This is a genomic window from Spirillospora sp. NPDC048824, assembly GCF_043198455.1.
In the GTDB taxonomy this organism is placed as follows: Bacteria; Actinomycetota; Actinomycetes; order Streptosporangiales; family Streptosporangiaceae; genus Spirillospora.
In genome coordinates, this window is sequence record NZ_JBICUS010000018.1 from 71,869 (window position 1) to 85,286 (window position 13,418).

Consider the following 13,418-nt stretch of genomic DNA (forward strand, 5'->3'; position numbering starts at 1 on the left):
CACCCCCGAGCCACACATCGCTTGCTATTGCGACCATGTTGCAACTACTGCTGATGTGCCGTCACACTGGTCCCATCGCTAGAACAGGTTGGACGGTGAGTTCGGAGTGCACGTACCGGATGGTTTCATCGACGCGCCGGTGTCGATCGCGGCGGGTGCGGTCGCGGTGGCGGGCGTCGGGATCGCGCTGCGCGGCGCGCGGCGCGAGCTCGACGACCGGACCGCACCCCTCGCGGGACTGACGGCGGCGTTCGTGTTCGCCGCGCAGATGCTCAACTTCCCGGTCGCCGCCGGGACGAGCGGCCACCTGCTGGGCGGGGCGCTCGCGGCCGTACTCGTCGGGCCCTACACCGGAGTGCTGGCCGTCTCGGTCGTCTTGTTCCTGCAGGCGCTGCTGTTCGCGGACGGAGGCCTCAGCGCGCTCGGCGTCAACATCATCCTGATGGCGCTGGTCACCGTCGTGGTGGGCTACGCCGTCTTCCGGCTGCTCTTGCGCGTGCTGCCCAAGACGCGGGCGTCGGCGGGCGGGGCGTCGTTCGCGGCGGCGCTCGTGTCGGTGCCCGCGTCCGCCTTCGCGTTCACGCTGATCTACGCGGTCGGCGGGACGGCGGACGTGTCGATCGGCAAGGTCGCCGCCGCGATGCTCGGCGTGCACGTGCTGATCGGCATCGGCGAGGCGCTGATCACCGCCGTGACCGTGTCGAGCGTGCTCGCCGTCCGGCCCGACCTCGTGTACGGGGCGCGCGGCCTGATGAAGCCGGTCGAGCTGCGCACCGCCCAGCCCACCCCGTCCCAGGCCTGAGGAGGAGGCAGATGGCCGCCAAGCGTTTCTTCGTCGGGTTCCTGCTGGTCTCCCTCGTCCTCGCGGGGCTCGTCAGCTACTACGCCAGCGGCAGCCCGGACGGGCTGGAGAAGGTCGCCGAACAGGAGGGCATCAGCGCCGAGGAGAAGGACCACGCGCTCAAGGACTCCCCGCTCGGCGACTACGGGGTGAAGGGCGTCGGCAACGAGTGGGTCTCGGCCGGGCTGTCCGGCGTGATCGGCGTCGGGGCCGTCCTTCTCGTCGGCGGCGGGCTGTTCTGGGCCGTCCGGCGGCGCGGCCCCGGCCCGGCGCCCGGCCGGAAGGCACCGGACCGGGAGGGGCCGGACGAGAAGGCGCCGGCCGGAACGTCCGGGCAGGGGTAGTGGGCGCCGGACACGCGCACCGGCTGTACGTGCCGGGCGCGTCGCCGGTGCACCGGCTGCCGCCGCAGACCAAGATCGTCGCCGTGCTGGCGTTCGTGCTGCTGGTCGTCGCCACGCCCCGGGAACGGATGTGGGCGTTCGGCGCGTACGCGCTGCTCCTCGCGGCCGTCGCGCTCATCGCCCGCGTCCCGTTCCGGACGGTCGCGCGGCGGACCGTGATCGAGGTCCCGTTCGTCGCGTTCGCGATCCTCCTGCCGTTCGTCGCCGAGGGCGAGAGGATCGCCCTGCTGGGCCTGCGGGTGAGCGAGGGCGGGATGTGGGACGCCTGGAACATCCTCGCCAAGGGAACCCTCGGCGTGGTCGCGTCCATCCTGCTCGCCGCGACGACGGAGCCGCGGCTGCTGCTCCTCGGCATCGAGCGGCTGCGGATGCCGTCGCTCCTCACGCAGATCGCCACGTTCATGCTCCGGTACGTCGACGTCGTCACGGCCGAGCTGGGACGGATGAAGGTGGCGCGGGCCTCCCGGGGCTTCGAGGCGCGCGGCGTCCGCGCCACGGGCGTGCTCGCCAAATCGGTCGGCGCGCTGTTCCTGCGCTCCTACGAGAGGGGCGAACGCGTCCATCTGGCGATGATGAGCCGCGGCTACGACGGCCGCATGCCCGTCGTGCACGACGTGGGCGCGACGGCCGCGCAGTGGACGGCCGCCGCCGCGCTGCCCTCGGCCGCGGCCCTGGTCGCGCTGGCTGCTTGGATCGCGTCATGACGCCATCGCTGGAAGTGAAGGGCCTCGCCTACGCCTACCCCGACGGCACGCAGGCCCTCTACGGCGTCGACCTCACGATCGCGCGTGGTGAGAGGGTCGCGCTGCTCGGGCCGAACGGCGCCGGGAAGACGACGCTCGTGCTGCACCTGAACGGCATCCTGCACGGCGGCCTCGGCGAGGTCGGGGTCGGCGGGCTCGCGGTCGAACCGGGCGACAAGAAGACGCTGAGGGAGATCCGCCGCCGTGTCGGCATCGTCTTCCAGGACCCCGACGACCAGTTGTTCATGCCGACCGTCCGCGAGGACGTCGCGTTCGGCCCGGCCAACCTCGGGATGCGCGGCGCCGAACTGGACCGCAGGGTGCGGGACGCGCTGGCCCGCGTCGGCATGCTGGACGTCGCCGACCGGCCGCCGCAGCACCTCAGTTTCGGGCAGCGCCGCCGCGTCGCCGTCGCGACGGTCCTGGCGATGGAGCCGGAGATCCTCGTGCTGGACGAGCCGTCGTCGAACCTGGACCCGGCGAGCCGCCGCGAACTGGCGGAGATCCTGCTGAGCCTGGACGTGACGGTCCTGATGGTGACCCACGACCTCCCGTACGCGGCCGAGTTGTGCCCGCGGTCGGTGATCCTGTCCGGCGGAGTCATCACGGCCGACCGCCCCACCCGGGACCTGCTCATGGACGCCGATCTGCTGGCCGCGCACCGCCTGGAACTGCCCTTCGGGTTCGACCCGGCGGCCGCCGTCCGCTGAGCCGTCCGCCGGGCCGTCCGCCGGTCCGGCCGATTCGGTGGTCTTCGGCCGTTCAGCTTGCCTCCCGCCCGTCCCCTCCACCAGACTCGATTGCCCGACACTGGTAACGGTTTTCATATCCGAAATGGGGTAATCGTGAAGGTTGCGTTCGTCGGCAAGGGCGGCAGCGGCAAGACCACCCTCTCGTCGCTGTTCGTCCGGCACCTGGCCGCGCGCGGGCTGCCGGTGGTGGCCATCGACGCCGACATCAACCAGCACCTCGGGGTCGCGCTCGGCCTGGACGAGGACCGCGCGGCGAAGATCCCCGCACTGGGCGACCGGATCCCCGAGATCAAGGAGCATCTGCGCGGCGACAACCCCCGCATCTCCTCCGCGTCCGCGATGGTCAAGACCACCCCGGCCGGGACGGGTTCGCGGCTGCTGCGGTTCCGCGGCGACGACCCCGTCCACAACGCCGGGCAGGAGGTGGGGGCGGGCGGCGAAACGGGTGGGGCCGGTATCACGCTCCTCGCCACCGGCCCGTTCAACGACGACGACCTCGGCGTGGCCTGCTACCACTCCAAGACCGGCGCGGTCGAGCTCTACCTCAACCATCTGGTGGACGCGCCGGGCGAGTACGTCGTCGTCGACATGACCGCCGGCGCGGACACCTTCGCGTCCGGACTGTTCACGCGCTTCGACCTGATGTTCCTGGTCGCCGAACCCACCCGCAAGGGCGTCGGCGTGTACCGGCAGTACACCGAGTACGCCCGCGACTACGACGTCGCCATCCGCGTCGTCGGCAACAAGGTGCAGTCCGACGCCGACGTCGCCTACCTGCGCGAGCACGTCGGCGGCGACCTGCTGACCTGGATCGGGCAGTCCGCCGCCGTCCGGGCGCTGGAGCAGGGCCGGGACGGCGTCGTCCTGGAGGACGGCAACGTCGCCGCCCTCGACCGGATGCGCGCCGAAGTGGACGCGCGCGTCAAGGACTGGGACGAGTTCCAGCGGCTCGCCGTCGAGTTCCACGTCAAGAACGCACGGAGCTGGGCGAGCAGGGCGGCGGGAGAGAACCTGGAGGAACAGGTCGACCCCGGATTCCGCTTCCCGGCCGCCTACCGGGTGTAGCGCGGGGCCTACCGGCGGGCACCGATCGCCACTACCCTTGCGCGCCATGACGATGCGGCGGATGGTGGTCATGGCGGGGGGCGCGATAGCGCCCATCGCCCTTCTCGCGTTGCTGTTCAACAACCAATGGATCGTCGACGCGACTCGGAAGAGCGACTTCGATTTCCACACGGGCATTGGGCCGCTGGTGGGTGCGTTCCAGTTCCCCCAGTGGCGGCTTACGCCGGGGGTGGGCGACTGGAGCTACCTGCTCGCCGTCGACTTCTCCTTCCTGCTGTTCCTCGCCCTGCTCGCGCTGATGGTCTTCGCCGGGGCCAGGACGATCGAACCGCGCCAGGGTGTGCTCGGCGCGGTCATCACCGGCTGGTGGGCCACCACCGTCGCGGGCGGGGTGGCGGGCCTCATCGGCGGCGCCCTGGTGGGCTGGACGATCGACGTTCCCGGCCCCATGCTGAGCCGCACCATCTGGAGCATGATCGGCAACGGCGCGAGCTTCGGCTTCATGTTCGGCTGGATCGCGGGCCTCGGCGCGCTCGGCGGCTTCCTGCTCACCCGTCCGCGCGACCGGGCTCAGCAGCAGCCCTACGGCGCACAGCAGCCCTATGGTGCGCATCAGCCGTACGCCCCGCAGGCCTACGCCGCACAGCAGCCGGGCGCGCAGATGCCGCAACAGCCAATGCCGCAACAGCAGATGCCTCCGCAGGGGATGCCCCAGCAGGGAGTGCCGCAGCAAGGAGCACCGCAACAGGGAGTACCGCAGCAGCCGATGCAACCGCACCCGTCAGCGGTTCCCTATATCCCGCCGCAGGGCCAGCCGCAGCAGCAGCCCCCGTGGGGCGCCGCACCCGCTCCGCAGCAGCCCGGGGCGCCCGCCCCGCAGCAGTTCGGCGCGCCGCCCGTCCCGCCGCAGCCGCCCGTCGAGCCGGAGCCGGAGCCGGCCGAGCCTGAGCCTGAGCCGGCCGAACCTGAGCCCGAGCGCCCCGCGGACGACGCCGAGGAACCGGACGCGCCCGAGACGCAGGTGCCCGAGGACGCCACCGAGGACGACGACCTGAACCTGGCGGACCGGACGATCGTCGACCGCAGGCGCGACGACGACTGACCGGCCACCCCCGCGCGCACGGCCCCCCGGTGCCTGCGAGAATCGGCTTCATGCGCGTGTTTCTTGGATCCGACCATGCCGGCTTCGAACTGAAGGAGCACCTGGTCTCCTGGCTGGATGCGAACGGTCATGAGGCCGTCGACTGCGGCGCGTTCGAGTACGACGCCGTCGACGACTACCCGCCGTTCGTCCTGAGGGCCGCCGAGCGGACGGCCGCGGAGCCGGGGACGCTGGGCGTCGTGATCGGCGGATCCGGCAACGGCGAGGTGATCGCGGCCAACAAGGTCAAGGGCGTGCGCGCCGCGCTCGTCTGGAGCGAGGACACCGCCGCCCTCGCCCGCGAGCACAACGACGCGAACGTCATCAGCCTTGGCGCACGGCAGCACGACCTGGCGTCCGCGACCCGGTTCGTGGAGCTGTTCATCGAGACGGCGTACTCCAAGGAGCCGCGCCACACCCGCCGGATCGAGATGCTCGGCGACTACGAGCGGACGGGTGAGCTCCCGCCGCTGCCGGGCGGGAACTGACCCGGCGGCGAATCGGCCCGGTGGCGGGCCGGTCAGAGGCCGTTCGCCGGGGGTTTGCGGGCACCGCCGCGTTTGCCGAGGCGGCGCCGCTCGTTCTTGGCGGCCTTCGTCCGCTTGGCGGGCTCGGCGGGCCTACCGGAGCCGGGGCCCGTTCCCGCGCCGGCGGCCGGCGCCTCCTCGCCTTCGGTCCGCGGACGTGAGACGTCCCGTGCCCGCATCGCCGCGTCCACCGTGATGCGCATTCCCTGCTGTCCCACGTGCCGCCGCCTCTCCTGGTCCACCTGCCCGTTCCGCACCATCTACCCGGAGAAACGGTAGCTGGAGCGTTGCAAATAGTCACCGGTGGGCCGGATACCGACCTGTCGGGGTGATTGCTCGATACAGTGCCGGAGTCATGCTTCAACGACTGGTGCACCTCCTTCCGCCGAGAGTGCGCGCCGTGCTGCGCCGTATCCCGGTGCTCGTGGTGCTGTACCGGTGGCTGCGCCGGGGGAAGCTGACCAGGGAGCGGTACGTGTTCGCGGCCCTGGCGGTCCTGGCGATCGGGATCGGAATCGCGACGGCGAAGGACACGCGCGGCCTGGCCCCCTCCGGGGTGCTGGTGCTGATCGTGCTCGGCGGCGGGCTGCTGCTGAGGGTGCGGAGCCTGGTCGCGCTGCTCGGCGTCGTGGTCGCGATGGTGGCCTACAACGCCTGGGCCGACGTCCCCGCGATCGGCATCGGGATGATCGCCACGCTGACGATCACCGCGGTGCTCGCGCTCACCCTCGCGCGGACGCGCCAGCAGCTCGGCGTGCAGGGCCTGCGCGGCGACTCGATGCTGCTGGAGCTGCGCGACCGGCTGAAACGCCAGGGGGAGATGCCCGAGCTGCCGGACGGCTGGGACTCCCAGGTCGTGCTGCTGCAGGCCGGCGGGTCGTCGTTCGGCGGCGACTTCGTGGTGTCGGCGTGCGACGGCGACACACTGGAGGTCGCGCTGGTCGACGTCTCGGGGAAGGGCACCGACGCCGGAACCCGCGCACTGATGCTGTCGGGCGCGTTCGGCGGGCTTCTTGGATCGATCCAGCCAGAGCGTTTCCTGCCCGCGTGCAACGATTACCTGCATCGCCAGCGGTGGGACGAGGGATTCGTCACGGCCGTGCACGTCGTCGTCGATCTGAAGTCGGGGGAGTACACGGTCGAGTCGGCGGGGCACCCGCCGGCCGTGCAGTTCGACGCGGGAAGCGGCGCCTGGCAGGTCAGCCCCGCCAAGGGCGTGGTGCTGGGGGTCGTGCCCGATCTGCGCTGCATCCCCGAACACGGGCTGCTGCGGCCGGGCGACGCGCTGCTGCTGTACACCGACGGGCTGGTGGAGTCGCCGGGCAGTGACCTCGACACCGGCATTGACCGGCTCCTCGGCGAGGCGGAGCGGCTCGTCCCGCAGGGGTTCGGCAGCGGCGCGAAAGAACTGGTGGAGACGATGGCGGCGGCCCGCGACGACGACTGCGCCCTCGTCCTGATCTGGCGCACCTGACCGTCCGGGCGGACACCCCGGCGCAGGATCGCTAGGGGCGCCTGTGCCGGCCTCTCTGCTTTTCGTGTTTCGCCTTGTGCTTCGGTTTGTGCTTCGGTTTGTGCGACTTCACCGGCTGTCTGGGCGGTGCCGGTTTGATGAAGCCCGCACGCTTCGTCGTGGTGGGGGAGACCGTCGGTGTCGACGGGGCCGGTGTCGTCGGCGATGGCTGCGGGTCGCTCTTGCCCTGTGTCAGCCCGACGATGATGGCGCCGACCAGTATGGTGCCCGCGGCGGCGCCGGCGCCCGCCAGCAGCCGGGTCCGCGTGGACGACCTGGCACCCGCCACACCGATCGGCGTGAACGCTTTGGTGTCGGTCTCCTCCTGGACGTACCGCCGGGCCGGACGAGGCGCGGCGGGAGCCGGCGCGCCCGCCGCCGAGGGCGCCGCGGCCGTGCGCGGGCCGAGCCGCTCACCGGCATGCGGCTCCTGCTGCTCGACGAGCGTGAGCAGCAGGTCGGACGCGGTCGGACGTTCGGCCGGGTTCTTGGCCAGTGCGGACCGGACGGCCGCGACCAGCGATTCCGGCAGTCCCGACAGGTCGGGATCCTCGGTGGCGGTGCGGAGCGTCGCGGGATCGCCGCCGATCGGCATCCGTCCCGTCCCCGCGTGGGCGATGAGGCAGCCCCAGGCGAAGACGTCGGCCGCGGGCGTCGCGGGACCGCCGATGAGCACCTCCGGCGCCATCCACCCGGGGGTGCCGAGGACCTGGCCGGTGGCGGCGGTCGCGCCGCAGGAGTCCTGGCTGCGCGCGATGCCGAAGTCGATGACGCGGCACCCGGACAGGGTGAGCATCACGTTGGCGGGTTTGACGTCGCGGTGCACGAGCCCGGCCGCGTGGATCGCCGCGAGCGCCGACGCGACGCCGACGGCGACGCCGTGCAGGTCGGCGGCCGGCAGCGGCCCGTCGCCGACGAGCCGGTTGTGCAGCGAGATGCCGCCCACGTACTCGGTGACGAGGTAGGGACGGCCGTCCTCCTCGCCGTGCGCGAGGACCCGCGCGGTGCAGAACGAGGCGACGCGGCTCGCGAGGTACGCCTCGTCCTTGAAACGCCGCCGGTAGGACGGGTCGCCCGCCAGGTGCGGATGGATGGTCTTCACCGCGACCCGGCCGCCGGAGTCGGGGTCGGTGCCGAGATAGACCATCCCCATGCCGCCCGAGCCGAGGCGGCCCAGCAGTGTGTGCCCGCCGACCTCGCGGGGGTCGGCGGGTTCCAGCGGCCTGATGTCTCCGTCCATGGGGTGTTCGCGGCTCCCTCGCTTCTCTCCTGTCCGCCTATCCCCGATCGGCGGCGGATTATGGCGCGTTCTTCCAGGAAGTGCGGAAACGTGATCGTCACGTCGATGTAGCGCCCCGTGCACCGGAGAAGTGCAGGGTGGAGGTGGTTCGGCAGCAGGCCCGGCCCCCGATGGAACCTCCTCGGCGCGCGGGTGGTGGGCGGCTGGCGGCACCGGAGAAGATGCCCGCGTGGCCGGCGCCCTCAGGGGTGGGAGGTGTGGCCGCGCGGGCATCTGTCCGGTATGTAGTGATGTTTCGCAGGGCAATGGTCTGGTAACAACCAGTTCTGCGTTCACCCCCAGGCGCTGGGACACGACGCGGCGCCGGCCGCCGCAGGCGAGCGGAAAGGGGGGAGGGCGCCGGGGTGCGGAACATCGGGGACCTGATGTCGCCGTCGTGCTGGTCGGTGCGGACCCGCGTGACCGCCGCGGCGACCCTGGTCGTCGCCCTGCTGCTCGTGATCGGCGTCGTCCTCTTCTACCAGACCGTCCGTGCCACGGTGTACCAGGGACTGCATGACAGGGCCGGCGCCGCCGTCGCGGAACTCGCCACGCTCGTCCGCACAAGCGATCCGCGGGGCACGGTTCCCGTCCAGAACACCGACTTCAACGTTCTCCAGGTGGTGACCGAGAAGGGCGGCATCCTCGCGTCCAGTGAGTCGCTGCGCGGGCACGGCCCGCTGGAGGTGCCGGCGCCGCGCGTGGTGGACGAACCCGTCTACCGGACCATCGACATCCAGGGAAAGGGCCCGGTCTACCTGGTCACCGAACGGATTCAGACTCCGGACGGCCGGCGGATCGTGCACGCCGGCGCACCGATCACCGTGTTCATCCGCTACCAGGGCCTGTTCATCGGCATGCTCGTAGCGGTGGTGGTCCTCGGCACCGCCGCGGCCGGCTGGATCGTGTCGCTGTCGGTGCGGCGGGCGCTGCGGCCGGTGCGGACGATGAGCGCCGAACTCGCCGACATCACCGGGCGCGCCCTGGACCGCCGCGTGACCGTCCCCGATCCGGTCGACGAGGTGTCCGAGCTGGCCGAATCGGTGAACGTGACGCTGGGCAGGCTGGAGGAGTTCTTCACCCGCCAGCGCGCCTTCGTCGCGGACGTCTCACACGAGCTGCGCAGCCCGCTCACCGGACTGCGGGCCGAGCTGGAGGTGGCGCTGGAACATCCCGAGGACGAGGACTGGCCGGCGGTGGCGCGGGCGGCGCTCGCCGACGCCGACCGGCTCCAGGGCATCGTGAGCGACCTGCTGATCCTGGCCAAGCTAGGCGCGGGCGTACAGGTCGCGCGGCAACTGATCGACCTCGGCGAAATGGTCCGCGCGGAGACGGCACGGCGTGCACGGCGCGTCCCCGTCGAGATCGCCGTGGACGAGGGGATCATGGTGCGGGTCACGCCCCACCACATGGCCAGGCTGCTGACGAACCTGCTCGACAACGCCGAGCGGCACGCGGAGTCACGGATCCGGGTGACCGTGACCACGGCCGGGCCGGACGCCGTCATGGAGGTCCGTGACGACGGTGCCGGGATCGCGCCCGAGGACCGCGAGCGCATCTTCCGGCGTTTCCACCGGCTCGCCGAGGGCCGCGCGAGCGACCCCGGCGGCACCGGCCTCGGGCTGACGATCTCCCGCGACATCGCCCGCGCGCACGGCGGGACGCTCATCGCCGCGGACAGCGACAAGGGCGGGCGCCTCGTCCTGCGCATCCCCCGGCCGGTGCCGTAGTCACGGGGGGGCGTGGGTCACCGGACGAGCCGCGGTCACGTCGCGGGCGGACGGCGGGCCGCGTGCCGGGTCGCCTGCTCGAACGCGTGCCCGGCCTGGAGGACGGCGAGGTCCGCGTGATGCGGGCCGACGATCTGCAGCCCCACCGGCAGCCCGTCCCCGGTGAACCCGGCGGGCACCGACAGCGCGGGGCAGCCGGTCGCCGAGACGAGGAAGCACGACCGCATCCACTCCAGGTAGTCGGGCATCGGCTCCCCGGCGACCTCGTCCGGGTACTCGATCCCGGCGTCGAACGGCGGCACCTGGCTGACCGGCAGGAGCAGCACGTCGAACCGCCCGAAGAATTTCCGGACCCGGTGGAACAGAGCCGTGTGCAGCACCTCCGCCCGCCCGATGTCGGCGCCGGTCAGCGAGCGCCCGGCGTCGATGTTCTGCGCGAGGGACGGTTTGACGTCGGCGCGGCGCTCGTCCAGGAGGGGGCGGAGCGCGATGTCCCAGTGCCAGGCGCGCAGCGTCCGGAAGACCTCGTCCGCGCCGGACAGGTCGGGGCACGCCTCCTCCACCGCGCAGCCGAGCTCTTCGAACACCTTGACGGCCGGTTCGAGGACGCCGGTGACGGCCGGGTCGACGGGCACCGCTCCGCCGAGGTCGGGGGACCAGGCGACGCGCAGCCCGGCGACGTCCCGGCCGAGCGGCCCGGCGAACGCCGAACCGGGCGTCTCCAGCGCGATCGGGCTGCGCGGGTCGGGCCCGGCGAGCACCGACAGCAGCAGCGCCACGTCCGCGACCTCGCGGGCCATCGGGCCCTGCACGCCCAGCGTCGACCAGCCCGCCGGCACCGGCCATGACGGCACCCGCCCCGGGGACGGGCGGAACCCGACGACGTTGCAGAACGACGCGGGGTTGCGCAGCGACCCGCCCATGTCGCTGCCGTCCGCCAGCGGGTGCATCCCGCACGCCAGCGCGGCCGCCGCCCCGCCGCTGCTGCCGCCCGCCGACCGGGACGGGTCGTAGGGGTTGCGGGTGAGGCCGAACACCGGGTTGAACGTGTGCGACCCGGCGGCGAACTCCGGCACGTTCGTCTTGCCGAGCGTGATCACCCCGGCGGCCCGCATCCGCTCGATGACCAGCTCGTCGGTGTCCGGAACATGATCGGCGAAGATCGGCGACCCGGACGTGGTGCGGATGCCCCGCGTGGCGTGGGTGTCCTTGTGCGCGACGGGCAGGCCGTGCAGCGGTCCGGGCCGGGCCCCGGCCGCCAGTCGTTCGTCGGCGTCGTGCGCCTGCCGCATCGCCTCCTCCGCGACCAGCGTGACCACGGCGTTGACCTGCGGGTTCGTCCGTTCGATCTGGTCGAGATGCGCCCGGACGACCTCGCGCGCCGACAACTCGCGGTCGCGGATACGCCGGGCGAGATCACGGGCGGACATGAAGTGGATCTCGTCGGACAACGTGGGTTCCCTTCTGCCGGGTCCCACCAGTGTCCACCCCCGCGCACCGGCCGGCCTGCCGCCGAGGTCATGATGGGCGCGTGACTGAACGAGTCGGTGCGCGCGAGCTGCTGCGCCGCGTGCTGGACGAGGATGGCTGGACGTGCTGGGACACCCCTCCCGCCGGGCTGCCCGGCCCCGCGTCCCCCTACGGGAGGGAACTCGCCGCCGCCCGCGAACGCAGCGGATGCGACGAGGCCGTCGTCACCGGGGAGGGCCGGCTGCGCGGCCGCCGCGTCGCGTTCGTCGTGTCCGAGTTCCGCTTCCTCGCCGGTTCGATCGGCCTCGCGACCGCCGACCGGATCGTCGCCGCCGTCGAACGCGCCACCGCCGAGGGCCTTCCGCTGCTCGCCGCGCCGTCGTCCGGCGGCACCCGCATGCAGGAGGGGACGGCCGCGTTCGTCCAGATGGCCCGCATCACCGCCGCCGTCATGGCCCACCGTGCCGCCGGGCTGCCCTACCTCGTCTATCTGCGGCACCCCACGACGGGCGGGGTGTTCGCCTCGTGGGGGTCGCTCGGTCATATGACGGCCGCCGAACCCGGCGCGCTGATCGGTTTCCTGGGGCCGCGCGTTTACGAGGGGCTGTACGGGGAGCCGTTCCCCAGCGGCGTTCAAATCGCGGAGAACCTTGCCGCCAAGGGACTCCTGGACGCCGTGATGGACATCGACGACCTGGGCGAGGTGGCGTCCCAGGCGTTGAACGTCCTATGCGGAAGCCCGCCCGTGTCTGCCTCGGCCCAGGCTCCCGTGGGGGTCGTCCGAGAGGTGACGGCATGGGAGTCGATCGAACGGTCCCGCCGCCCCGACCGTCCAGGCGTCCGCGAACTACTCCGGTACGGCGCGACGGACGTGACCCCTCTGTCGGGCACCGGCCAGGGAGAGGCCGACCCGGGCCTGCTGCTCGCCCTGGCCCGATTCGGCGCGGCCCCTTGCGTCGTCGTGGGCCAGGATCGGAGCAGCCAGCGCACCGGCCACCCCCTTGGCCCGGCCGGCCTCCGCGTTGCCCGGCGCGGGATGAGCCTGGCCGCCGAGCTGGCCCTGCCGCTGGTCACCGTGGTCGACACGCCCGGCGCCGTCCTGTCCGCCGAGGCGGAGGAGGGCGGCCTCGCCGGCGAGATCGCCCGCTGCCTGGCCGACCTGATCACCCTTCCCGCGCCGACGCTGTGCCTGCTGCTGGGCGAGGGCACGGGCGGGGCGGCGCTGGCGCTGCTGCCCACCGACCGGGTGCTCGCCGCCGCCCATGCCTGGCTCTCCCCGCTCCCGCCCGAGGGCGCGTCGCTGATCGTCCACCGGACCGTCGCACGGGCGCACGAGATGGCGGCGGCGCAGGGCGTCCGCTCGGCGGACCTCCTGCGCGACGGCCTGGCGGACGAACTCGTCCCCGAGCACCCGGACGCGGCGGACGAGCCCGAACCGTTCTGCCGCCGCGCCGCGGCCGCCGTGGAACGAGGACTCTCCGGCCTGGTCCCCGGCGGACCCGCCGCCCGCCAGGCCCGCTATCGTCCGCCCACATGACCGACCCCGTCACCCGGACGGCCTACGACGCCGTCGCCGCCCTCTACGCCGACACCTTCCGCGACGTTCTCGACGCCCTTCCGCTGGGCCGCGCGCTGATCACCGCGTCCTGGCCCCGGGCGGGCACCTCCTGCTCGCCTTCCAGGCATGCGACGGCGACGTACCGCGGTCCTTCGATCACAAGGTCACCCTCGCCTACCGCTGGCCGCCCGACCGGCTCGCCGCCCTGCTCCGCGACGCCGGCCTGAACGAAGCCGCCCGCCTCGTCCGGGAACCGACCGACCTGGAACGCTTCCCGGCAGGCCACCTCCTGTTCCGCAAACCTGCATAGCCCCGGTCGTCGTCCGGCGGGGCACTGGTACCCGTGCGCGGCACCGGTCCCCCGTGCGGGGGAGGCGGATGGTGCCGACGGGTGA

Annotated in this window: 14 protein-coding genes; 11 read left to right on the forward strand and 3 right to left on the reverse strand. The window is 72.7% G+C overall.

Annotated features, from left to right (window positions below):
- The first annotated feature begins 106 nt into the window (after positions 1–106).
- The 7 genes from ACGFIS_RS30010 to ACGFIS_RS30040 all read left to right on the forward strand — a co-directional run bounded on the left by ACGFIS_RS30010 (position 107) and on the right by ACGFIS_RS30040 (position 5,434).
- The gene (locus ACGFIS_RS30010; protein WP_392906173.1) at positions 107–802 is read left to right on the forward strand and encodes an energy-coupling factor ABC transporter permease; all 696 of its coding nucleotides are present in this window, start codon (positions 107–109) and stop codon (positions 800–802) included.
- An 11-nt stretch (positions 803–813) separates the two neighbouring features.
- Positions 814–1,185: a PDGLE domain-containing protein gene (locus ACGFIS_RS30015; protein WP_392906172.1), complete on the forward strand. Its 372-nt coding sequence runs from the start codon at positions 814–816 to the stop codon at positions 1,183–1,185.
- On the forward strand, positions 1,185–1,949 hold the full coding sequence (gene cbiQ, locus ACGFIS_RS30020; RefSeq protein WP_392906171.1) for a cobalt ECF transporter T component CbiQ: 765 nt from the start codon (positions 1,185–1,187) through the stop codon (positions 1,947–1,949). Before ACGFIS_RS30015 ends, cbiQ begins: the two co-directional genes overlap by 1 nt.
- Complete coding sequence (locus ACGFIS_RS30025; RefSeq protein ID WP_392906170.1) at positions 1,946–2,698, forward strand: energy-coupling factor ABC transporter ATP-binding protein; 753 nt, start codon at positions 1,946–1,948, stop codon at positions 2,696–2,698. The genes cbiQ and ACGFIS_RS30025 overlap by 4 nt, the downstream gene beginning before the upstream one ends.
- Before the next feature lie 135 nt (positions 2,699–2,833).
- Positions 2,834–3,805 carry an ATP-binding protein gene (locus ACGFIS_RS30030; RefSeq protein ID WP_392906168.1) on the forward strand — a complete coding sequence of 324 codons (972 nt, stop codon included), beginning with the start codon at positions 2,834–2,836 and terminating at the stop codon, positions 3,803–3,805.
- A gap of 46 nt (positions 3,806–3,851) precedes the next feature.
- Positions 3,852–4,907, forward strand: a complete 1,056-nt coding sequence (locus ACGFIS_RS30035; protein WP_392906166.1) for a hypothetical protein — start codon at positions 3,852–3,854, stop codon at positions 4,905–4,907.
- 50 nt (positions 4,908–4,957) lie between these two features.
- Positions 4,958–5,434, forward strand: coding sequence for a ribose-5-phosphate isomerase (locus ACGFIS_RS30040; RefSeq protein ID WP_392906165.1), 477 nt, complete (start codon positions 4,958–4,960; stop codon positions 5,432–5,434).
- A gap of 32 nt (positions 5,435–5,466) precedes the next feature.
- Here the strand turns inward: ACGFIS_RS30040 and ACGFIS_RS30045 are convergent, their stop codons facing one another.
- Positions 5,467–5,691, reverse strand: coding sequence for a hypothetical protein (locus tag ACGFIS_RS30045; RefSeq protein WP_392973318.1), 225 nt, complete (start codon positions 5,689–5,691; stop codon positions 5,467–5,469).
- A gap of 137 nt (positions 5,692–5,828) precedes the next feature.
- Here ACGFIS_RS30045 and ACGFIS_RS30050 point away from each other — a divergent pair, with 137 nt between their 5' ends.
- Positions 5,829–6,947, forward strand: a complete 1,119-nt coding sequence (locus ACGFIS_RS30050) for a PP2C family protein-serine/threonine phosphatase (protein WP_392906163.1) — start codon at positions 5,829–5,831, stop codon at positions 6,945–6,947.
- Between the two features lie 31 nt (positions 6,948–6,978).
- Here ACGFIS_RS30050 and ACGFIS_RS30055 read toward each other — a convergent pair whose 3' ends face one another.
- Positions 6,979–8,226 (reverse strand): serine/threonine-protein kinase, encoded by a 1,248-nt coding sequence (locus ACGFIS_RS30055; protein ID WP_392906162.1) that lies wholly within the window; start codon positions 8,224–8,226, stop codon positions 6,979–6,981.
- A 404-nt stretch (positions 8,227–8,630) separates the two neighbouring features.
- Here ACGFIS_RS30055 and ACGFIS_RS30060 point away from each other — a divergent pair, with 404 nt between their 5' ends.
- Positions 8,631–9,995, forward strand: coding sequence for an ATP-binding protein (locus tag ACGFIS_RS30060; protein WP_392906160.1), 1,365 nt, complete (start codon positions 8,631–8,633; stop codon positions 9,993–9,995).
- A 35-nt stretch (positions 9,996–10,030) separates the two neighbouring features.
- Here the strand turns inward: ACGFIS_RS30060 and ACGFIS_RS30065 are convergent, their stop codons facing one another.
- A complete protein-coding gene (locus ACGFIS_RS30065) occupies positions 10,031–11,446 on the reverse strand; it encodes an amidase (protein ID WP_392906159.1) in 1,416 nt (471 codons plus the stop codon).
- Positions 11,447–11,526: 80 nt separating this feature from the next.
- Here ACGFIS_RS30065 and ACGFIS_RS30070 point away from each other — a divergent pair, with 80 nt between their 5' ends.
- Positions 11,527–13,002: a carboxyl transferase domain-containing protein gene (locus ACGFIS_RS30070; RefSeq protein ID WP_392906157.1), complete on the forward strand. Its 1,476-nt coding sequence runs from the start codon at positions 11,527–11,529 to the stop codon at positions 13,000–13,002.
- Positions 12,999–13,250: a hypothetical protein gene (locus ACGFIS_RS30075; RefSeq protein WP_392906156.1), complete on the forward strand. Its 252-nt coding sequence runs from the start codon at positions 12,999–13,001 to the stop codon at positions 13,248–13,250. Before ACGFIS_RS30070 ends, ACGFIS_RS30075 begins: the two co-directional genes overlap by 4 nt.
- Positions 13,251–13,418 lie beyond the last annotated feature (168 nt).

What these genes read in the sequence shown, in the direction of transcription:
- ACGFIS_RS30050 (WP_392906163.1), top strand. Translation starts at nt 5,829, where the DNA reads ATGCTTCAACGACTGGTGCACCTCCTTCCGCCGAGAGTGCGCGCCGTG.
- ACGFIS_RS30040 (WP_392906165.1), top strand. Translation starts at nt 4,958, where the DNA reads ATGCGCGTGTTTCTTGGATCCGACCATGCCGGCTTCGAACTGAAGGAG.
- ACGFIS_RS30025 (WP_392906170.1), top strand. Translation starts at nt 1,946, where the DNA reads ATGACGCCATCGCTGGAAGTGAAGGGCCTCGCCTACGCCTACCCCGAC.
- ACGFIS_RS30035 (WP_392906166.1), top strand. Translation starts at nt 3,852, where the DNA reads ATGACGATGCGGCGGATGGTGGTCATGGCGGGGGGCGCGATAGCGCCC.
- ACGFIS_RS30055 (WP_392906162.1), bottom strand. Translation starts at nt 8,226, where the DNA reads ATGGACGGAGACATCAGGCCGCTGGAACCCGCCGACCCCCGCGAGGTC.
- ACGFIS_RS30075 (WP_392906156.1), top strand. Translation starts at nt 12,999, where the DNA reads ATGACCGACCCCGTCACCCGGACGGCCTACGACGCCGTCGCCGCCCTC.
- ACGFIS_RS30015 (WP_392906172.1), top strand. Translation starts at nt 814, where the DNA reads ATGGCCGCCAAGCGTTTCTTCGTCGGGTTCCTGCTGGTCTCCCTCGTC.